Source organism: Streptomyces pristinaespiralis, from assembly GCF_001278075.1.
Taxonomy (GTDB): Bacteria; Actinomycetota; Actinomycetes; order Streptomycetales; family Streptomycetaceae; genus Streptomyces; species Streptomyces pristinaespiralis.
The window spans coordinates 933,689-953,847 of the sequence record NZ_CP011340.1; the positions used below are offsets into that span (position 1 = coordinate 933,689).

At 71.8% G+C, this 20,159-nt stretch carries 18 protein-coding genes; 5 read left to right on the forward strand and 13 right to left on the reverse strand.

The window, feature by feature from the left end; genetic code table 11:
* The first annotated feature begins 4 nt into the window (after positions 1-4).
* Genes SPRI_RS03805 through SPRI_RS03815 form a run of 3 tightly spaced genes read left to right on the forward strand, consistent with a single transcriptional unit; the run spans position 5 to position 2,774 of the window.
* Positions 5-832 carry a YndJ family protein gene (locus tag SPRI_RS03805; RefSeq protein WP_005308484.1) on the forward strand — a complete coding sequence of 276 codons (828 nt, stop codon included), beginning with the start codon at positions 5-7 and terminating at the stop codon, positions 830-832.
* Entirely contained in the window at positions 829-1,356 is a 528-nt protein-coding gene (locus SPRI_RS03810; RefSeq protein ID WP_005308486.1) for a DUF1990 family protein, read from the forward strand. Before SPRI_RS03805 ends, SPRI_RS03810 begins: the two co-directional genes overlap by 4 nt.
* 11 nt (positions 1,357-1,367) lie before the next feature.
* Positions 1,368-2,774: a lipase maturation factor family protein gene (locus SPRI_RS03815; RefSeq protein ID WP_037773097.1), complete on the forward strand. Its 1,407-nt coding sequence runs from the start codon at positions 1,368-1,370 to the stop codon at positions 2,772-2,774.
* Positions 2,775-2,854: 80 nt separating this feature from the next.
* Here the strand turns inward: SPRI_RS03815 and SPRI_RS38740 are convergent, their stop codons facing one another.
* Positions 2,855-3,025, reverse strand: a complete 171-nt coding sequence (locus SPRI_RS38740; protein WP_005308489.1) for a hypothetical protein — start codon at positions 3,023-3,025, stop codon at positions 2,855-2,857.
* 320 nt (positions 3,026-3,345) lie between these two features.
* Positions 3,346-4,812: an SDR family NAD(P)-dependent oxidoreductase gene (locus SPRI_RS03820; RefSeq protein ID WP_037773098.1), complete on the reverse strand. Its 1,467-nt coding sequence runs from the start codon at positions 4,810-4,812 to the stop codon at positions 3,346-3,348.
* Positions 4,813-5,575: 763 nt separating this feature from the next.
* Between SPRI_RS03820 and SPRI_RS03825 the strand changes: the two genes are divergently transcribed.
* Positions 5,576-6,535 carry a DMT family transporter gene (locus SPRI_RS03825; protein WP_182327892.1) on the forward strand — a complete coding sequence of 320 codons (960 nt, stop codon included), beginning with the start codon at positions 5,576-5,578 and terminating at the stop codon, positions 6,533-6,535.
* On the opposite strand, the gene SPRI_RS03830 is transcribed toward SPRI_RS03825, so the two are convergent.
* From SPRI_RS03830 to SPRI_RS03865, 8 genes are all read right to left on the reverse strand, one after another.
* Complete coding sequence (locus tag SPRI_RS03830) at positions 6,416-7,672, reverse strand: peptidoglycan DD-metalloendopeptidase family protein (RefSeq protein ID WP_005308495.1); 1,257 nt, start codon at positions 7,670-7,672, stop codon at positions 6,416-6,418. The two genes, SPRI_RS03825 and SPRI_RS03830, sit on opposite strands and share 120 nt — an antisense overlap.
* Before the next feature lie 169 nt (positions 7,673-7,841).
* On the reverse strand, positions 7,842-9,086 hold the full coding sequence (locus SPRI_RS03835; RefSeq protein ID WP_078951204.1) for an ROK family transcriptional regulator: 1,245 nt from the start codon (positions 9,084-9,086) through the stop codon (positions 7,842-7,844).
* A gap of 107 nt (positions 9,087-9,193) precedes the next feature.
* Positions 9,194-10,099: a carbohydrate kinase family protein gene (locus SPRI_RS03840; protein WP_053556692.1), complete on the reverse strand. Its 906-nt coding sequence runs from the start codon at positions 10,097-10,099 to the stop codon at positions 9,194-9,196.
* Positions 10,096-11,085, reverse strand: a complete 990-nt coding sequence (locus tag SPRI_RS03845; RefSeq protein WP_005308500.1) for a zinc-dependent alcohol dehydrogenase family protein — start codon at positions 11,083-11,085, stop codon at positions 10,096-10,098. The genes SPRI_RS03840 and SPRI_RS03845 overlap by 4 nt, the downstream gene beginning before the upstream one ends.
* Positions 11,082-11,957, reverse strand: coding sequence for a carbohydrate ABC transporter permease (locus SPRI_RS03850; protein ID WP_005308501.1), 876 nt, complete (start codon positions 11,955-11,957; stop codon positions 11,082-11,084). The genes SPRI_RS03845 and SPRI_RS03850 overlap by 4 nt, the downstream gene beginning before the upstream one ends.
* Positions 11,954-12,874 (reverse strand): carbohydrate ABC transporter permease, encoded by a 921-nt coding sequence (locus tag SPRI_RS03855; protein WP_050791676.1) that lies wholly within the window; start codon positions 12,872-12,874, stop codon positions 11,954-11,956. Before SPRI_RS03855 ends, SPRI_RS03850 begins: the two co-directional genes overlap by 4 nt.
* 65 nt (positions 12,875-12,939) lie before the next feature.
* Complete coding sequence (locus tag SPRI_RS03860) at positions 12,940-14,295, reverse strand: ABC transporter substrate-binding protein (protein ID WP_005308505.1); 1,356 nt, start codon at positions 14,293-14,295, stop codon at positions 12,940-12,942.
* Positions 14,296-14,436: 141 nt separating this feature from the next.
* Positions 14,437-15,198 (reverse strand): DeoR/GlpR family DNA-binding transcription regulator, encoded by a 762-nt coding sequence (locus SPRI_RS03865; protein WP_037775860.1) that lies wholly within the window; start codon positions 15,196-15,198, stop codon positions 14,437-14,439.
* Positions 15,199-15,561: 363 nt separating this feature from the next.
* Between SPRI_RS03865 and gndA the strand changes: the two genes are divergently transcribed.
* The gene (gene gndA / locus SPRI_RS03870) at positions 15,562-17,004 is read left to right on the forward strand and encodes an NADP-dependent phosphogluconate dehydrogenase (protein ID WP_005308508.1); all 1,443 of its coding nucleotides are present in this window, start codon (positions 15,562-15,564) and stop codon (positions 17,002-17,004) included.
* An 818-nt stretch (positions 17,005-17,822) separates the two neighbouring features.
* On the opposite strand, the gene SPRI_RS03875 is transcribed toward gndA, so the two are convergent.
* From SPRI_RS03875 to panD, 3 genes are all read right to left on the reverse strand, one after another.
* Entirely contained in the window at positions 17,823-18,449 is a 627-nt protein-coding gene (locus SPRI_RS03875; RefSeq protein ID WP_005308511.1) for an aspartate/glutamate racemase family protein, read from the reverse strand.
* A 51-nt stretch (positions 18,450-18,500) separates the two neighbouring features.
* Positions 18,501-19,331 (reverse strand): MBL fold metallo-hydrolase, encoded by an 831-nt coding sequence (locus SPRI_RS03880; protein WP_005308513.1) that lies wholly within the window; start codon positions 19,329-19,331, stop codon positions 18,501-18,503.
* 176 nt (positions 19,332-19,507) lie between these two features.
* A complete protein-coding gene (gene panD, locus SPRI_RS03885; RefSeq protein ID WP_005308515.1) occupies positions 19,508-19,930 on the reverse strand; it encodes an aspartate 1-decarboxylase in 423 nt (140 codons plus the stop codon).
* Between the last annotated feature and the right edge of the window lie 229 nt (positions 19,931-20,159).

Sequence of the window (20,159 nt, forward strand, 5' to 3'; positions counted from 1 at the left end):
CGGCATGTTCGTACTGGTCAACCTGATCGTCGTGCTCGGGATGCTGGTGGTCGTACCCGCCGGGCTGCGTCTGGTGGACCCCGTACGGCTCGCGCCCGTTCGGCGGATGTGGCCGATGTTCGCCGCGCCGGGCGCCGTCGCGCTGTGGCTGCCGCGCGGGGCCGTCGCCACCGCTCTCGCCGTCGTCTACGCGATCGGCACCCTGGTGCTCGCCGCCCAGGCGCCGCGGCGGCTGATCCGCACCCGCTCCCTGGCGCCCGCCGAGATCGCGGTGCTCACGGCGCTGGCCGCACCTTCGGTCGCGGGCCTCGCGCTGGTCGCGGAGCGCGCCGGCCACGAACTGTTCGGCTTCACCCTGCCGATCCTGGCGCTGACGGTGCCGCACTTCCACTTCGCCGGGTTCACCGCCGCGCTGGTGGCGGGCCTGGTGTGCGGCGCGGCCGCCGGAGGGCTCGCCCGTTTCGCCGCCCTCAGCGTGCCGCTGGGCACGCTGACCGTCCTCGCGGGGTACTTCGTCGACGACTGGGCCGAGCTCGCGGGCGCGCTGGTGCTGACCGCGGGCATGTGGGCGGTGGCGCTGCTGACCTGGCGTGACGTCCGGGGCGCGGAACACGACCCGTACACCCGGGCCCTGCTGGCCGTCTCGGCGGCCGTGCTGGTGGCGACGATGCTGCTGGCGCTGAGCTGGGCGGTCGGCCAGGCCGCGGACATCCCGCACCCCGGCCTGACCTGGATGGCCGCCACCCACGGGCTCGGCAACGCCCTCGGCTTCGCGCTCTGCTCGGTACTGGCCTGGCGGAGGATCAAGGACATGAAGGAGAGTGCCGTATGAACGGCGCGGACAGGACCACCGGACGCCTCACCTACCGGAACGTCGGTGCCACCCGGCACGGGCCGCTCCCGGCCGGCTACCACCACCTGCACCACACCACGCGGATCGGCCACGGCCGGGACGTCTTCGAGGCGGCGGGCGCCGCCGTGACGACCTGGCGGATGCACCGAACGTCGGGCGCCGGGCTGCGGGCCTCGGCCGCACGTGCCGAACCAGGGGCCAGGGTCGAGGTGTCCGTCGGCATCGGCCCGCTCCGGATCAGCGCGCCGTGCGAGGTGGTCTGGACGGTGTACGAGAAGGACCGCACCGGCTTCGGCTACGGCACGCTGGCCGGCCACCCGGAGACCGGTGAGGAGTCGTTCGTCGTGGACCTCCACGACGACGGGTCCGTCTGGTTCACCGTCCTGGCGTTCAGCAGGCCCGCCGCCTGGTACAGCCGCCTCGGCGGTCGGGTCGTGCCCGTGCTTCAGCGCTGGTACGCCCGGCGGCTCGGGCACACACTGCGGCGGATCGCGGCGGCCTGATACTGGAGGTGATGGAATGGTTCGGCGACGACGCTTACTGGCTGAGCCGGCTGGTCTTCCAGCGGGCTCTCGCCGCCGTGTATCTCGTCGCCTTCCTCACCGCCGCGCTGCAGTTCCGGGCGCTGATCGGCGAGCGGGGCATGCTTCCCGTGCCGGACTTCCTGCGCCGGGTGCCCGCCAAGGACTCGCCGAGCATCTTCCGACTGCACTATTCCGACCGCTTCTTCGCCCTGGTCGCCTGGACCGGCTGTCTGCTCTCCGCGGCCCTGGTCGCCGGGGCCGCCGACCGGTTGCCGCTCGTGGTCGCGATGGCCTGGTGGGCGGTGCTGTGGCTGCTGTACCTCTCCATCGTCAACGTGGGCCAGACCTGGTACGGATTCGGCTGGGAGACGCTGCTGCTGGAGGCCGGCTTCCTTGCGGTCTTCCTCGGCAACGAACACATCCAGCCGCCGGTCCTGGTGCTGTGGCTGCTGCGCTGGCTGCTGTTCCGGGTGGAGTTCGGGGCGGGGCTCATCAAGATCCGCGGGGACCTGTGCTGGCGCAATCTGACCTGTCTGTACTTCCATCACGAGACGCAGCCGATGCCCGGCCCGCTCAGCTGGTACTTCCACCATCTGCCCAAAGCCGCTCACCGGGTGGAGGCGGCGGCCAACCACGTGGTCCAACTCGGGGTCCCGTTCCTGCTCTTCGCCCCTCAGCCGGTGGCGAGCGTGGCCGCCGGGCTGGTCGTGGCGACGCAGTTGTGGCTGGTCCTGTCCGGCAACTTCTCCTGGCTGAACTGGCTCACGATCGTCCTCGCCCTGTCCGCGGTGGACGGCTCGCTCGTCGCGGGAGGGCACGCACTTCCCGGTGCACCGCTCTGGTTCGAGATCGTGGTGCTCGCCGTGACGGCACTCCTGCTCGTCCTCAGCTACCGTCCGGCACGCAACCTGCTGTCGAAACGGCAGGCGATGAACCGATCGTACGACTCACTGCACCTGGTCAACTCCTACGGGGCGTTCGGCACGGTGGGCCGGGTCCGGCTGGAACTGGTCGTCGAGGGCACGGATGAGAGGACCCTCAAGGAGGGCACCGTCTGGCGGGAGTACGAGTTCAAGGGCAAACCGGGCGATGTGCGCCGGCTGCCGCGCCAGTTCGCTCCCTACCATCTGCGGCTGGACTGGCTGATGTGGTTCGCCGCGCTGTCCCCCGCCTACGCGCGGTCGTGGTTCCTGCCCTTCGTGGAGCGCCTGCTCGAAGGGGACCGGGACACGCTGCGGCTGCTGCACCGCAACCCTTTCCCCGACAGGCCGCCCGCCCATGTGCGGGCGCGGCTCTACCGCTACCGGTTCACCACCGGGCGGGAGCGCCGTGACACGGGCGCGTGGTGGCACCGCACGTTCGTCCGCGAATTCCTGGCGCCGACGCGGCTTTCGTGAAGGACGGCAGCGGCGGTTCGTCATCCGTGTGCCCCCGGCCCGGGCGGGCAGGGGGCACACGGATCGAAGCGCGGGTCAGGTCAGTCGATACCCGGCAGGATGTGCGGTTCGGCGAGGTCGTCCTCGTATCCGGCGAGCCGGATCGGGGCGGAGCGCGCCCAGACCTCCAGATTGCGGATCTCTTCGGCCTTGGCGGCCCGTTCGACGCCGCGCTCCGGCGGTCGTTGGTCTTGCTTCACATCTTGTGTCACCGCGCACTCCTCTGTGTCGCGTAACTGGGACAGGGCAGTTCGGTCGCGGTGGCGCCGTCACTCGGGCGGGACCGCAGCCTGGTTGCAGACCTGTCCCAGGACGGCCGAAGGGGTTTCGTGGATCCCTTGATGGCTGTCCATTGACCCCAGGTTAACCAAATGAGCACCACCGCGCTCGATGGGGCCTCTAATTCCGCTTGATTCAGGCCAATACCGTGTCCGAACCGCAACAAAAGGCCGGTGCACCCGTGTCGGGTGCACCGGCCTCGAGCGCGGCGCGAGCTGCGCGTGGAACGGTGGTGCGATGTGCGCCTGAGCGCCTACCAGTTCGCCGGGGCGTAGTCCTTGAGGAAGCAGCCGTAGAGGTCCTCGCCGTCCTCGCCGCGGACGATCGGGTCGTAGACGCGGGCGGCGCCGTCGATGAGGTCCAGCGGTGCGTGGAAGCCGGCGTCCGCCAGACGCATCTTGTCGGGGTGCGGCCGCTCGTCGGTGATCCAGCCGGTGTCGACGGCCGTCATCAGGATGCCGTCCGCCTCGAACATCTCCTGGGCGCTGGTACGGGTCAGCATGTTCAGCGCGGCCTTGGCCATGTTGGTGTGCGGGTGGCCGGCGCCCTTGTAGCCGCGGCTGAAGACACCTTCCATGGCGGAGACGTTGACGACGTACTTCCGCTTGCCGGACGCCGCGGCCATGGCCGGACGGAGCCGGCTGATCAGGATGAACGGCGCGGTCGAGTTGCAGAGCTGCACCTCGAGCAGCTCGACGGGGTCGACCTCGGACACCGTCTGGATCCAGCTGTTGGTGTCGTGCAGGTCGGGCACCAGGCCCCCGGCGTCGATGGCCGTTCCGGCCGCGATGCGCTCGAGCGAGGCGGAGCCGCTGACCAGCGCGAGGTCCGTGACGTCCTGGGCCGTCAGCCCGTCCCCGCCGGACGACGGCAGGGCGGCCACCGACTCGACGGCGCCGCTGCCGAAGGTGCCGATGACCTGGGCCGGCGGCAGCTCGCCCGCGGGGAGCGGTGCGCTCTCGGCGGTGAGCAGCTCCCGGTACGCCTGCGGGGAGCGGCGGACGGTCTGGGCGGCGTTGTTGATCAGGATGTCCAGCGGGCCCTCCGCGGCGACCGAGTCGGCGAGTGCCACGACCTGCGCCGGGTCGCGCAGGTCGATGCCGACGATCTTGAGGCGGTGGATCCACTCGTCGCTGTCCGGCATCGCCTTGAAGCGGCGGATCGCGTCGTTGGGGAAGCGCGTGGTGATGGTCGTGTGGGCGCCGTCCCGCAGGAGCCGCAGGGCGATGTACATGCCGATCTTCGCGCGGCCGCCGGTGAGCAGGGCCCGCTTGCCGGTCAGGTCCGTCCGCGCGTCGCGGCGGGCGCGGTTCTCCGCGGCGCACGACTGGCACAGCTGGTGGTAGAAGGCGTCGACCTCGACGTAGCGCGCCTTGCAGATGTAGCAGGAACGCGGGCGGCGGAGTATCCCGGCGATCTCGCCCATGACGGACGACGACGGCAGCAGGCCCTGCGTCTCGTCGTCGATCCGGGCGGCGGAGCCGGTCGCGGTCGCCTCCGTGACGGCCTTGTCGTGCGCCGTCTTGGCGGCCCGCCGCTCCTGGCGGCGGCGCTGCTTCACCGTCCGGTAGATCCCGGCCGTGGCGCGGCGCACCGCGATCGCGTCGGGATGGTCGACCTCGAGCTTGTCGAGCTCCTCGAGCACGCTCAGGCAGACGGCCAGCCGCTCCGGGTCGATGCCCGGCCCGTACGCCACCGGGCTGTCCTCTGTCACCGTCATCGCTGGTTGCCGTTCCTCGGTCACTCGAATGCCACGTTTCAAAAGCACGACTGTACTGAGAGTCGCGTGGCCGGCCAAATGACGGCCGTCACGTCGGCTGTCGCGGACGTGGGACGGGTGCCTTCGGCACGCCGACGAGGAGGTCCGTCGAATGGCCGGATCGCGACGGGTCAGCAGGTGATCGTCGAGGGCGCGGACCGGTCTGGACCTCTACGGGCGCCAGGGCTGCCTTGCCGTGTGCGCCCGGGCGGTCCGAGCGCCGGCGACACGTCTCGGGTCGCCGGGAGAGCACCGGACACCTTGCACACGGCACCTCCGTTTTGCGACAGGTTTCACATTTCCCACACACACCGGCGGGACGGGCCCCACTATGTGATCCGTCAGGTCCGACGTGGCGGTCGCGTATGCGCCTCCGGCCACTTCCAGGGGGGACAGGGCATGCCGGATGGGGGTCCGGCATGCCCTGTCGGGGAACTCGGCCGGGCGGCGGTCGGCATGCCGCTCGTGCGCCGCCCGCGGGTCGTGACCGAGTCCGGAAGACCGGACCCTTCGCCGGCGTTGCAGAAGCATGCGGGTGACAGCCTCCGAACGGATACTGGAGGTTGGACCGCGTGCGCGCCGACCGGTCCGGCAGTCGTCCCGGAACAGCGCGCCCCCGCCGGAAGGGGGACTTCGGTACTGCACCCGTACTACGTCGGTAGTACGCACAAGTGCCTGCTCAAGAACGACGACGTGAAGCCGGACACGGGACAGGGTGGTGACCATGAGCTCCCTCGCGCTGTCCGTGCTCCTGTCACTCGTCTCGGCGGTCGCCTACGCGGCCGGGGCGATCCTTCAGGAACACGTGGCGACCACGACGCCTTCCAGGCCGTACGCCCCGCTGCACCAGGGCCGCTGGTGGGCCGCCGTCGCCCTCAACGGCGTGGGAGCCGTCCTGCACGTGGTGGCACTCGCCTACGGCCCGCTGAGCCTGGTCCAGCCGCTGGGAGCGCTCACCATCGTCTTCGCCCTGCCGATGGCCGCGCTCTTCGTCCGCCGCGGAGCCGGCCGCACCGCGTGGCGCGGGGCCATCATGGCGACCGTGGGACTCGCCGGGCTTCTCGCCCTCACGGGGGAGGCGGAATCCCGCTCGCTGGGCACCGCGGGCCGCGGCGTCCTCGCGGCGGTCACCCTCGGCACGGTGGCGCTGCTCTTCCTGATGGCGCAGGGCATGCCCCGGCCGATCATGCGCAGCGTCCTGCTGGCCGGAGCGGCGGGCGTCGCCTTCGGCATCGCGTCCGTGTTCACCAAGTCGGTGGCCGTGGACTGGCAGTGGAGCTCACCGCTCGGCCAGTGGCCGAGCCTCGCGGTCATCGCCGCCCTGGCGACGGGCGGCCTCCTCCTGTCGCAGGCGTCCTACCGGGGCGCCGGCCTCGCCGCGCCCCTGGCGACGGTCACCGTCGTCAATCCGGTGGTGGCGGCGGTCGTGGGCATCACCATGTTCGGCGAGGACTTCCGCTACGGCGTGCTCGGCACGGTGCTGGCACTCGCCTGCGGAGTGGTGGCCGCCGGCGGCCTGATCCTGCTCACGCTCGAGCGCATGGGCCGGGCTCCCGGCGCGGGATCAGACCGACACACCTCTCGCCCGCAGGTAGGCGAGGGGGTCGATGTCGGAGCCGTACCCGGGGCCCGTACGGATCTCGAAGTGGAGATGCGGTCCCGTGCTGTTGCCGGTGGATCCTGAGCGGGCGATCCGCTGACCGGCACTCACCTGCTGGCCCGCGCGCACGGTGAGCGCGGACAGGTGGGCGTACTGGCTGTAGCGGCCGTCGCTGTGCCGGATGACGATCTCGTACCCGTACGCGCCGCCCCAGCCGGCCGAGACGACCTTTCCTGAGGCGACCGCCTTCACGGACGTGCCGGTGGGCACGGCGAAGTCGACGCCCGTGTGATAGCCGCTCGACCAGGACGAACCCGTCTTGCGGTAGGCGGTGGACGGCCCGGCGGCCACGGGCGCGGCGAAGGAGGCGGCCTCGGTGCGGGGCTTCTGCGCGGGCGCCGGCTTGGAGGCGGGTCTGGGGGCGGTCTTCGGCTTCGGCGCGGGGGCGGGCTTCGGGGCGGGTCTGGTCCTGGGGGCCGTCTTCGGCGCCGGCTTCGGCGCCGCTTCGGGTCTCACCTTCTCCGCCGGGCGGTCCGGCCGGGCGGTGGTGGCGGTGCGCCGGTCCTGCTGCGGCGCGGCCTTGCCCCGCAGGGTGAGCCGTTGTCCGGGGAAGATCAGATCGGGGTCGTCGCCGACCACCGTGCGGTTCTGCGCGTACAACTGCTGCCAGCCGCCTTCGACACGTTCGGACCGGGCGATCCGGGAGAGCGAGTCGCCCCGGGCGACCGTGTAGCCCTCGCGCTGCGTCGGGACGGTCGTGGGGGACGCGGCGGCCTTGGGCGCGATCCGCTTCGGCGCAGCGGCCTCCTGGGGCCGTGGCTGCGTTATCTCCGGGGCGTCACCGCCACGGGTCAGCCCCGCCTTCACGGAACAGGTCGGCCAGGCACGCGGCCCCTGCGCCTCGAGCACCTTCTCCGCGACGGCGATCTGCTGGTCCTTGGTGGCGAGATCCGCGCGCGGGGCGTACTGGCGGCCGCCGTACGCCTCCCAGGTGGCCTGGCTGAACTGCAGACCGCCGTAGTAGCCGTTGCCGCTGTTGATCCGCCAGTTGTCGGTCGACTCGCAGGCCGCGACCTTCTCCCAGACGTCGACGGAGGCGGCGTGCGACGACCCGGCGCCGACCAGGGGCAGCGCGATACCGGCGCCGCCGGCCGTGACGGTCAGGGAAGCGCGGTTGATGCGGCTCGGCTGGTATCTGCGGTGTCGACCGGTTCCGGCCATGACGGGCTCCCCCTGGACGCATTTCAGGTCATGTCGCAATCGGCCAACTTAGGCGGCCGGTACGGACAGTGACAAGGTCTCAGCGCAGAGCTGGCCGATACCGGACGGTCGCCGCGCCACCCGGCCGCAGCGGCCCGGCCCGGCCCGGACGCCGCCTCGAGCGCCGGGGCTACACGCCTCGCGCCGGGCGGGTGCCCCCGCGCGTGAGGAAGTCGGAGAGCGGCAGTGTCGCCGCGCCCACGGTGACCGCGTCGGCGCCCAGCCGGCCCAGCTCGATCGTCGTGCGGGCGGCCGCGTGTTCGAGGGCGTACCCGGCCGCGTAGCGCCGCACCTGGGGCAGGAGGTGCGGGCCGAGCTGGAGTCCGGCCCAGCCGCCGAGCAGGATGCGTTCGGGCCGGAAGAGGTTGATGAGGTCGGCGACCGCAGCGCCCAGGTACTCGGCCGTCTCGTCGAGGAGGGCCAGGGCCGCAGGGTCGGCCGGCCCCTCGGCGGGATACGCGGCCGCCAGCAGCGCGGCCAGCGCCGTCTCGTCGTCCGCGTCGGCCGCCACCGGGCCGCCGGCTTCCTGCCTGCGTTCGCGGAGCGCTTCCGCGCCGGCGTACGCCTCGAGGCAGCCGAGGGACCCGCACCGGCAGCGCCGCCCCCGGATGTGGACCACGGTGTGGCCCCATTCGAGGGCGTCGGTACGGGCGCTCTCGTCGGGCGTCGCGGCGTGCACGACGCACGCGCCGACACCGGAGCCGATGAGGGCGACCGCGGCGGAGGCCGCTCCCCGGCCGCCGCCGAACCACATCTCCGCCTGCCCGAGGGTCTTCGCGCCGTTGTCGATGAACAGCGGTGCCGAAGGCGGGATTTCGACGGCCTTGCGGAGCAACTGCTCGAAGGGGACGGCGTTCCAGCCGATGGTCTGGCCGTGCACGACCGCGCCGTCGGCGGAATGCTCGACGATGCCGGGCACGCCGATGCCGACGCCGAGGAGCAGGCCGGGGTCCGCGTCGCCGTCGCGCAGGACGTCGGCGACGGCGGCCCGCACGTGGGAGACGATGCGGTCGACGTCGTAGCCGTGCTGGGCGAGGGGCCGCTCGGTGCGGGCCAGCTCGGTGAAGGAGAGGTCGAAGAGTTCGGCCCGTACGCGGGTCTCGCCGATGTCGATCCCGATCAGCAGTCCGCTGCCGGCGGCGACGCGCAGCAGGGTCCGCGGCCTGCCGCCGTCGGAGTCGACGATGCCGGCTTCTTCGAGGAGGCCCTCGGCGACGAGCTCGGAGACGACGTTGCTGATGGAGCCGGAGCTGAGTCCGGTGGCCGGCCCGAGTTCCTGGCGGCTCAGCGGGCCGTCGAAGTACAGCCGCTGCAGGACCAGGGCGCGGTTGCCGCGCCGCAGGTCGCGCACTGTCCGTCTCTTGCCGTCCGCCATGGTGCTCCTTCCCTGGCACGCAACATACCCCGGCACGGTCGCCGCTCCGCGGACAGGGGCGCACGCCCACCGGCCGGCCGGGGCGCCGGCCGGCCGGTGGGGCGGGCTCAGCGCGGCAGCGGCACCGCCGGCTCCGTGCCGGCCTGCGCGCAGACCGACGCCGCGACCCGGGAGGCGTGGCCGAGCATCGCCTCTGTCCGGTCCGGGGACAGATCGAGCCGCCACGACCCGGCGGCGAGCCACGCGAGCATGCCCGCCATGAACGCGTCCCCCGCGCCGATGGTGTTGACGACGTCGACGGGTGCGGCGGGAACGGTGACCACGGCCCCGGCCGCGGTGTACGCGGTGCTGCCCCGCGCGCCGCGGGTCATGACCACGAGCCGGCCGCCGCGGGCGAGTTCACGGCAGCTCGCGTCGGGGTCCCGGCCCGGCCACAGCCCGGCGAGGTCCTCGTCACTGGCCTTGACGACGTGGGCGGCCGCGCACAGTTCGCGCAGCACGCCGAGGCCGGTGCCGGTCTCGAGGGTGCGGTCCTCGCGCACATTGGGGTCGACGGCGAGCAGGCCGCCGCGGGCCGCCGTGCGTGCCGTCGCGGCGACGACGGACGCCGCCGGTTCGACGACTGCCGCGAGCCCGCCCGCGTACACGGCGCCGAAGCGCGGCACGTCGGCGGTCCGGTCGGGCAGCTGGAAGGTGGCCGTACGGTCGGTGTGGAAGTGGTACGCCGTGCCCTCCGGTCTTGGGTCGGCCACGGCGAGCGTGGTCGGCAGAGGCGAACGCCCGCACAGGGAGAGGTCGACGCCCGCGTCGGTGAGCCTGTGTTCGATGCTCCGGGCGAAGGCGTCGCCGCCGAGGGTCCCGGCGAAGGAGACCGGTGTGCCGAGCCGGGCGAGGCCCGTCGCGACGTTGGCGGGTGCGCCGCCGGGTTGTGCGCGCAGCAGATCCGGGTCCCCCGGCTCGGGTACGAGGTCGATCAGCGCCTCCCCCAGGACCAGCACCCCGTCCCGGTTCACGGCTCCACCACGATCTTGCGGCCCTGGCCCGCGCTGAAGCGCTCGACCGCCTGCGGGTACTGCTCCAGCGGCAGCCGGTCGCTGATGAAGACCGACGGGTCGAGGACGCCGGTGGCGAAGAGGGCGGCGGCCCTCTCGTAGCTGTGCAGGACGGCCATGGAGCCGGTGATGGTGATCTCCTGGTTGTAGATGCGGTACGGCTCGATGACCGCTGTCGTCGCGTAGTCGGCCACCCCGAACTGGAGGAAGGTGCCGCCCTTGGCGACGCGTCCCAGGCCGTCCTGGATCGCCTTGGCGTTGCCGGTGGCGTCGATGACGACGTCCCAGCCGCCGGGGCGGTCGAGTTCCTCGGCGGAAGCGGCCGTGCCGGAGCAGCCGAGCAGCCCCGCGGTGGCGAGCCGGTCGGGGTTCACGTCGAGGACGTCGACGGAGGCCGCGCCGGTGCGTTTGGCCAGCTCGAGCATCATCAGGCCCATGGTGCCGGAACCGTAGATGAGCACTTCCGCGCCGAGGTTGCCGCTGAGCACGTCGTAGCCGCGTACGGCGCAGGACAGCGGCTCGATGAGTGCGGCGTCCTTGACGTCGACATGGCCGGGCAGTTTGACGCAGTTGGCGACGGGGGCGACGGCGTACTCGGCGGCGCCGCCGGGAACGGTGACGCCGATGGCGGCCCAGCGGTCGCAGAGGTTCCCGCGGCCGCTGCGGCAGTAGCGGCATTCGTGGCAGTGCAGGGAGGGGTCGACGGCGACCAGGTCGCCGACGGCCAGTTCGGTGACGTCCTTGCCGGTGCCGACGACCTCGCCGGCGAATTCGTGGCCGGGCACGATCGGCAGGGTCGGCGCGAACTCACCCTGGAGGATGTGCAGATCGGTGCCGCACAGTCCGCAGGACGCCACGGAGACGACGACGTCGCGCGGTCCGGGGGTCGGGTCGGGGACGGTCGTGACGACGACCTTGCCGGGGGCTTCGACGATCGCTGCCCTCATTTGACGGCTCCAAGGGAGAGGCCCTGGACGAGCTTGTCCTGGGCGGCGTAGCCGGCGGCGAGCACCGGCAGGGACACGACGACGGACGCGGCGCACAGCTGGGCGAGGAAGAGGCCCTGGCTGGTCACGAATCCGGTCAGATACACGGGGGCGGTCTGGGCGACGACGCCGGTGAGCACCCGTGCGAACAGCAGCTCGTTCCAGCTGAAGATGAAGCAGATGAGTGCGGTGGCCGCGATGCCGGGGCCGGCGACGGGGGCGACGACCCTGGCGAGCACGGTGGGCAGCCGGGCACCGTCGACCTGGGCGGCCTCGATGATGGAGACGGGCACGTCCGAGAGGAAGGACTGCATCATCCACACCGCGATCGGCAGGTTCATCGAGGTGTAGAGGAGGACGAGGAGCCAGACGTTGTCCAGCATCCCCGTGTTCTTCGCGAACAGGTAGACGGGCAGCAGACCGGCGACGACCGGCAGCATCTTCGTGGACAGGAAGAAGAACATCACGTCCGTCCACTTGCGCACCCGGCGGATGGAGAGCGCGTACGCCGCGGGCAGTGCCAGCACCAGGACGAGGACCGTCGAGAAGACGGACGCGGACAGCGAGTTGATCAGCGGCGGCCACGGGGTGGGGCCTCCGCCGCCGCCGAAGAACTCACGGTAGCCGTCGAGGGTGAGGGAGGCGGCGAGGGAGGGCGGGTTGGTGGCCGCGTCGGCCTCCGAGTGGAAGGAGGTGAGCAGCATCCACAGGGCGGGCAGGCAGAAGCTGATCCCGGCGGCCCAGGCCAGCAGGCCGAGGGCGGCGGAGCGGCGCTTCGCCTTGCGGGCGGCGGGCGGCAGTTGGTGGCGTGTCGGGTGTGCGGCGGTGGTCATGCGCGGGTCGCCTCCTCACGGAAGAGGGACGAGACCACCCGGAGTGCGAAGGTCGCGACGACGATGGTGCCGATCACGACGACGACTCCCGCGGCGGACGCCAGTCCGTACTCGTGGGCCTGGTAGAAGGTCTGGTAGACGGTGTACGGCAGGTTGGCGGTGCCGAGGCCGCCCGAGGTGATCGTGAAGACGGCGTCGAAGTTCTGCACGATGTACACCGAGCCGAGCAGGATGCCCAGTTCGAGGTAGCGGCGCAGGTGCGGAAGGGTCAGGTAGCGGAACATCTGCCAGTTCCCCGCGCCGTCCAGCCGGGCGGCCTCCATCATCTCCGCGGGCCTGCTCTGCAGTCCGGCCAGCAGGATCAGCATCATGAACGGGGTCCACTGCCACACCAGGGCCGCCTCGACGGCGAGCAGCGGCATCTCGGAGATCCAGTCGGGCTGGGCGGGCGAATCGATGCCGAGCAGTCCGGCGGCCCAACTGAGCGCGCCGTTGAACAGCCCGTACTCGGGGTTGTAGAGCGCGTGCTTCCACAGCAGCGCGGCCGAGACGGGGACCAGCAGGAACGGGGTGATGAGCAGGGTGCGCACCAGGCCGCGGCCGAGGAAGGCACGGTCGAGGAGCAGCGCGAGCACCAGCCCGAGAACGACACTCGCGACGACGACGCTCGCCGTGAGCAGCACGGTCGTGAGGACCGATTCGCGCAGCGCCGGGTCGGTGAACACGGAGGCGTAGTTCGACAGGCCGGTGAAGGCGCGATCCTCGGGATCGAGGGAGTTCCAGTCGAAGAGGGAGATCACCAGGGTCGCCACGAAGGGCAGCTGGGTGACGGCGACGAGGAAGACCAGCGCGGGCAGCAGCGGTGCGCGGGTCGCCCACGCACGCGCGCGGTTGCTCCGGGCCGCCTGCGGCGGCAGGTGACGCGACGGTTCGGCGGGCGCGGTGTGCGCGGGTGGGTTCGGCGGTGTGCTGAGGGATGTACTCACCGGTACTCCTTGGCGACCTTCTCGGCCAGTGACTGCGAGGCCTTGAGGGCCTGCGCGACGGACTGGCGGCCGGCTATGGCCGCGCTGATCTCCTGGGAGACCTTCGTCCCGAGGTCGGTGAACTCGGGGATGCCGACGAACTGGATGCCCGCCGTCGGGCGGGGCTGGGTGCCGGGGCTGCGCGGGTCGGCGCCGGCGATGGCCTCCTTCGTCACGCCGGCGAACGCCCCGGCCTCCTTCAGGTACTCCGGGTGGTCGTAGGTGGACGCCCGCTTCCCCGCGGGTACGTCGGCCCAGCCGCTCGTGGCGCCGACCAGGGCCTCGTACTCCTTGCTCGACGCCCAGGAGATGAACTTCCATGCCTTGTCCGGCTTCTTGGAGGCCTTCTGCATGCCCCAGGCCCAGGTGTAGAGCCAGCCGGAGCTGTCGGTCTTCTCCACCGGCGCCGGTACGTAGCCGATCCTGCCCTTCACCGGTGAACCGGCCGCCTCGAGCGATCCGGCGCCCGCCGTGGCGTCGTACCACATGGCGGTCTTGCCCTGGGTCATGTTGTTGAGGCACTCGGCGTAGCCGGACTGGGCGGCGCCGGACTGCCCGTGCTTGCGCACCAGATCGACGTAGAACTGCGTGGCCTTCTTGAACTCGGGCGAGTCCAGCCGGGCCTGCCAGTCCTTGGTGAACCAGGTCCCGCCCATGGTGTTGACGACGGTGGTGAGCGGGGCGATGACCTCGCCCCAGCCGGGCAGTCCGCGCAGGCAGATGCCCTTCATGCCCTTCTCCGCGCCGTCGACCCGGGCGGCGAGGCCGGCGACCTGGGTCCACGTGGGCCTGTCGGGCATCCGCAGACCCTCGGCCTCGAAGACGTCCTTGCGGTACATGAGGAAGGAGGACTCGCCGTAGAACGGTTCCGCGTAGAGCGTGCCGTCGTAGGTGAGCGACTGGGCGACCGGTTCGAGGATGTCGTCCTGGTCGAAGGCGGTGTCGGCGCGGGTGTAGTCGTCGAGCGGGTGGAGCCAGCCGTTCTCGGCGAAGAACGGGACCTCGAAGTTGCTGATGGTCGCGATGTCGTACTGGCCGGCCTGGTTGGAGAAGTCCTGGCTGATCTTGTCCCTGACGTCGTTCTCCGGCAGGACCGTGAAGTTGACCTTGATGCCGGTCTCCTTCGTGAAGTGCCGGGCGGTCAGCTTCTGCAGTTCGACCATCTGCGGGTTGTTGACCATGAGCACGTTGAGCGCGTCACCGCCCCCGAAGGAGGTGCCGCCCGCGCCGGCGCACCCGGCGAGGAGGGCCATGGCCGCAGCGCTCGCGCCCACACGGACGCGGATCCGCTGTCGTCGTCGTTGGTGGGGCATCTGTTCTCCTGATCACTGGTAGCGGCTCCGGTTCCGTCGTGCCGTGGCATGGCGGACCTGCCCGTGGCCCGGTGCGGCGGCGACGGAAGTGGATGTGGGGCTGTGGGCGGGTCCCGGCCGGGGTCCCGGTGCGGACGGGGGTCAGACGCGGATGACCTGCGGCCCCATCAGCGAATAGCGCTGTGCCTCCGCCGAAGGGAGTCCGGCGTCGGTGACGATGGCCTCGAAGTCGCCGACCTCCGCGAAGCGGCAGAAGCTGACCGCACCGAACTTGGTGTGCACGCCGGTGAAGATCCGGCGGCGTGCGCTGCGCACGGCCTGCGCCTTGACGTCGCTCACGGCCGGGTCGGGGGTGGTCAGACCGTATTCGCGGGAGATGCCGTTGGCGCCGACGTACGCCAGGTCGATGACGAAGCCGGCGAGCATCCTGGTGGCCCAGTGGTCGACCGTGGCCAGGGTCCCGCCGCGTACGCGCCCGCCGAGGAGCAGCACCGCGGTCTTCTCGGCGTCCGCGAGGACGGTCGCCACCGCGAGCGACGCGGTGACCACCGTCAACGGCCGGTCGCGTGGCAGCGCCTCGGCGACGAGCTGCGGGGTGAAACCCTCGTCGACGAAGACGGTCTCGGCATCACCGAGCAGATCGGCCGCGGCGGCCGCGATCCGCGACTTCTGCGGCACATGGCGGGTGGTACGGGTCGCGAGCGTCGTCTCGAAGCCGGCGCTCTCGACCGGATAGGCCCCGCCGTGGGTGCGCCGCACCAGTCCGTGCTCCTCCAGGGTGTGGAGGTCGCGGCGGATGGTCTCCTTGGCCACCCGGAACAGGTCGGCCAGCCGGTTGACGTCGACCGACCCGTCACGCCGGGCCGTGTCGAGAATTCCCCGTCGGCGTTCCTCGGTGTCCACGGCACACATCCCTGCTCATGTGGTGCTGATGCTCTGCTGCTTGTCAGGGCGCGACGTCCGTTCGGGCCCGTGTGTCGTTTGTACAAGCAACCGAGGGCGCTCGACCAGCGTCTCCGCGCGTCACCCTGTGCCCGTTCGTGCCCGTTCACCGGAACGCGTCCCGGCTGGTCAGGTGCGCGCGGCGGCCGGAAGCGGAGCCCGTTGCTGCCCGCTTGGGGCGCCACGGTGCCCGAACGGCGCCCGCGGGCCCACAATGACCGCGTGCGGAAGCCTCCGCACGGCTCGAGGATCGATGAATGGCCGGCCGTGTCCCTGCGTATGCGTAGGGGCGGCATATTCCTACGGACTCCCAGGAGCACAGGCATGAGTGGAACAGCTCAGATCGGCGTCACAGGTCTCGCGGTGATGGGCCGCAACCTTGCCCGCAACTTCGCCCGCAACGGCTTCACGGTGGCCGTCCACAACCGCACGGCCGCCAGGACGCGCGCACTGGTGGAGGAGTTCGGGGACGAGGGGACGTTCGTCGCCGCCGAGTCGCCGGAGGAGTTCGTCGCCGCACTGGAGCGGCCGCGCCGCCTGGTGATCATGGTCAAGGCCGGTGAGCCCACGGACGCGGTGATCGAGGAGTTCGCACCGCTGCTGGAGGAGGGCGACGTCATCATCGACGGCGGCAACGCCCACTTCGCCGACACCAGGCGCCGCGAGAAGGAACTGCGGGAGCGCGGCATCCACTTCGTGGGCGTGGGGATCTCCGGCGGCGAGGAGGGCGCCCTGCACGGTCCGAGCATCATGCCGGGCGGCTCGGCCGAGTCGTACGCCTCGCTCGGCCCGCTGCTGGAGAGGATCGCCGCGAAGGCCCCCGACGGCACACCGTGCGTCACCCACGTCGGGCCGGACGGCGCCGGCCATTTCGTCAAGATGGTGCACAACGGCATCGAGTACGCGGACATGCAGCTCATCGCGGAGGCGTACCACCTGCTGCGCACGGTGGCGGGCTACTCCCCCGCGCAGATCGCGGAGACCTTCCGCACCTGGAACAGGGGGCGGCTGGACTCGTATCTGATCGAGATCACCGCCGAGGTGCTCGCGCACACGGACGCGGACACGGGCGAGCCGTTCGTCGACATCGTCATGGACCAGGCGGAGCAGAAGGGCACCGGCCGCTGGACGGTGCAGATCGCACTCGACCTGGGCGTGCCCGTCTCCGGCATCGCGGAGGCCGTCTTCGCGCGTTCGCTGTCGGGTCACGCGGGCCTGAGGGAGGTGTCGCGCTCGCTCCCCGGCCCTCAGCCGCGGGCCCTCGACGCCGAGGCGGCAGGCCGTTTCGCCGACCGTGTCGAGCAGGCGCTGTACGCGTCCAAGATCGTGTCGTACACGCAGGGCTTCCACCAGGTGCAGGCCGGGAGCGAGGCGTACGGCTGGGACGTCGACGCCGGCTCGGTCGCCGCGATCTGGCGTGCCGGCTGCATCATCAGGGCCGCGTTCCTCGACCGTATCCGCGGGGCGTACGACGAGCAGCGCGACCTGCCGAGCCTGCTCGCCGACAAGCAGTTCGCCGAGGAGATCGGCGCGGCCCAGGACGACTGGCGGGACGTCGTCGCGACGGCCGTCAGGGAGGGCGTGCCGACGCCGGGCTTCGCCGCCGCGCTGGCCTACTACGACGCGCTGCGCGCGGAGCGGCTGCCCGCCGCGCTCACGCAGGGACAGCGGGACTTCTTCGGCGCGCACACCTATCGGCGGACCGACCGTGAGGGGTCGTTCCACACGCTGTGGGGCGGCGACCGCTCGGAGGTGGCGTCCGACTGACACGCACGGCGGGAGCCGCCCTGACCCGGTGGGGCGGGGCGGCTCCGGGTTGTGCTGGCTGTTCCGGCTGTTCCGGGTTGTGCCGGCTGTGCCGGCTGTTCCGGCTGTTCCGGCTGTTCCGGCTGTTCCGGCTGTTCCGGCTGCTCCGGGCTGTTCCGTCAGGCGCCGGGCGCAGGGTGGGGCCTGCTTCGTCGGGCGCCGGACGAGGGCGGGGCGGCTTCGTCAGGCGCCGGGCGCAGGGCCGCTCCGGCAGGAACCGGCCGGGCGCAGGGCGGGCCGTGCGTTCGGGTCAAGCACTGGCCGGTCCCGGCTGGGGTTCCGGATCCGGGACAGGTTGCGGACCGGGCCCCGGCGGCTGCGGTATCGGATCCGGCGGGGGTACCGGCGGCGGGCTCGGGGTCGGCACAGGACCCGGCATCGGACCCGGGTCCGGCGGCGGCCCCGGGTCCGGAGTGGGCACCGGGGGTGCGGGTGCGGGGTTCGGGTGCGTCATGCCGGCCTCCCGGGGACGTCATGGATCTCTTCCGTTCCGCGGGACGGATCTCTGTGAGGGATCCTTCCGTTCCGCAGTCCCGTACCGCGTTCCCGTTCCGGACCGATCCAGTCACGGCGCGGAGTCGGCGGGGTGAACGCCGCCGGCAGCGTCCCGCGCGGAGGAAGCCCGGCAGCAGCCGGCGCGGATGGGGCCGGCAGCTGTGACGGGCGCGCGGATGCAGGCCGGCCGCAGTGGCGAAACCGCCCCGTCGGCAGCAGCGCGCCGTGCGACGGGCGCCCCGGGCGGGCCCGCGAGCAGCGCCGGCCGTGGCGACAAGCGCAGGTCAGACGCCCGCCGCCGCGGCTGCGGCGTGGAAGCCCGTGCCCGGGCTGGACAGCACGGGCACGTGGTTGCTCGTGCGGCCGGCGGCGTCCGCCATCGAGGCCTGGGCGAGCACGATCACGTCCGCACCGCGCACCTCGTCGAGTGCCCCGGCCACGGCGTCCAGGTAGCCGTCCTGGTCCCCCGCCTCGAAGCGTTCCCATGCGCCGTCGACGAGCCGGGTGCTCAGGTCGATGTCGCGCCCGGCGGCCTCTTCCCTGATGAGCGCGGCCGTCGGTTCCAGCGTGCTGCGCACCGCCGCGACCACGACGATCCGCCGGTGCAGGGCCGCGGCGGCGGCCATCGGCCGGTCCACCCGCAGCACGGGGACGCCGAGGCGTGGCGCGCAGGCCTCCGCGACCTGCCCGATCGTGGAGCAGGTGCACAGCACCGCCGTGGCGCCCTCGGCCACCGCCGCGGCAAGGATCTCCTCCACCGCGGGGGCGACGGACTGCGGCCCTTCGGCCATCGCGCGGGCCAGCAGCTCACCGTGGACGAGGTGCCGTAGCTCCAGGGACGGACGGCCGGTGTCCCTCAGCGCGTCGAAGACGGGTATGTGGACGGGGGAGGTGTGCAGCAGCGCCAGCATGATCGCGATGCTAGCGCCGTCACCGGCCCCCGCCGACCACGGCCGGCCGCCTCAGCCGGGCACGACCGGGGCCGCCGGGGTCCCTTCCGGCTCGAACGAGGCCAGCATCTGCTCGAGCGCCGCCTGGTCCGGCCCGACGAACGGGTTTGCACCCGGTGCTCCGGAGATGGTGTCGATCATCCGCGGTGCGATGCCGACGGCCGGCGGCAGATGCGTGCTGAGGACCGCCTCCGGCTCCATCTCGCGCACTGCCTGGACGGTGGCCAGGTATTTGGCGGTGTCGACGTTGTGGATCCACGGGCTGTCCACGGTGGCCCAGAGCAGTTGACCGTCGCGAAGTTCTTCCTCCGTGGCGTCACCGGCGTGGTCGGAGCTCGCCAGCTCGGCGGTCGGCATCGGAGCGCCGAAGCAGTCCGAGCTGAAGCAGGCGCGCGACGTGTCGTCGTAGAAGCCGGTGGTGGCAGGGTTGTCGAACAGCGGCGGCCGGAACGCCCTGAGCGTACGGTCGCCGACGTCCAGCGTCTGGCCGGGGTTGAGCAGATACACGCGGTCCAGCGGGAGCGGCCGCTCCGTCGACATGATGCCGACGCCGAGGAAGGTCGTGACGAGACGGGCGCGCGGTGCGGCGTCCAGCAGCGCGAACAGCCCGCCTGTGTGGTCACGGTCGGGATGCGTCAGCCATATCCACCGCACATCCGCGGGGTCGACGACCGAACCGAGCGTGCCGAGGAAGTCGCGGTCCGGCAGCCCGACGCCCGTGTCGACGACGACGGGCTCCGCGGCGTGGAGCACGAAGGCGTTGACGGGGAGGAAGCCGATGCCGGGGACTTCGAGGCAGTCGTTGAGGACGCTGATGTCCTGACCGACCTTGTGAACAGTCATGGCGGTCTCCTGAAACCCCCCGTGTCACGGGCTCGGTGCCGCGGTCCTGCTCTTCGACGCGGCAGGAGATGCCGCGGTCACCGCTTGCCCCACGCTGTACGCGTGCCCACCGCCGGGCGGAAACACTTCTGGTCCCAGTCTGCTCCCCGGCGGCGGGGTACGCCCGCGTGCACGGCTCAGAGCGCGGAGGCCGCCTGCGGGCTGCGCGAGGTGTCGCTGCCGGGTACGGGCTCGGAGGCGTCGGAGCCGAGCGCCACGATCCGGTTGTCCGCGTCGACGTGGACGACGCTGGGCACCAGGGTGCGGGCCTCGGCGTCCTCCACCTGTGCGTAGCTGATGAGGATCACCAGGTCGCCGGGGTGCACCAGGTGCGCGGCGGCCCCGTTGATCCCGATCACACCGGAGCCGCGCTGCCCCTCGATGACGTAGGTCTCAAGGCGCGCGCCGTTGGTGATGTCGACGATGTGGACCAGCTCACCGGGCAGCAGGTCGGCGGCGTCCATGAGGTCGCGGTCGACGGTCACGGACCCGACGTAGTGCAGGTCGGCCTGGGTGACCGTGGCCCGGTGGATCTTGGACTTGAACATGGTGCGCAGCATGGCCAAACTCCCGATTCGTCAGCTCCCTGCCTGCTTCTTGCAGGTCAAGGGCGGTCTTCGGAGCCTACAACGATTCGCATGTACGGTCAGCCGTGCTCGGGTGTTCCAGGGCTCACACCGACCCGCTGCCGACTTTCCTGACGCTTGGTCAGGCTGATCCGGCTCCGATCCGCGAGCAGGTCGCAGAGGCGACTTCGGAGTGCGGGAATGCCGCCAGGAGCAGCCATGG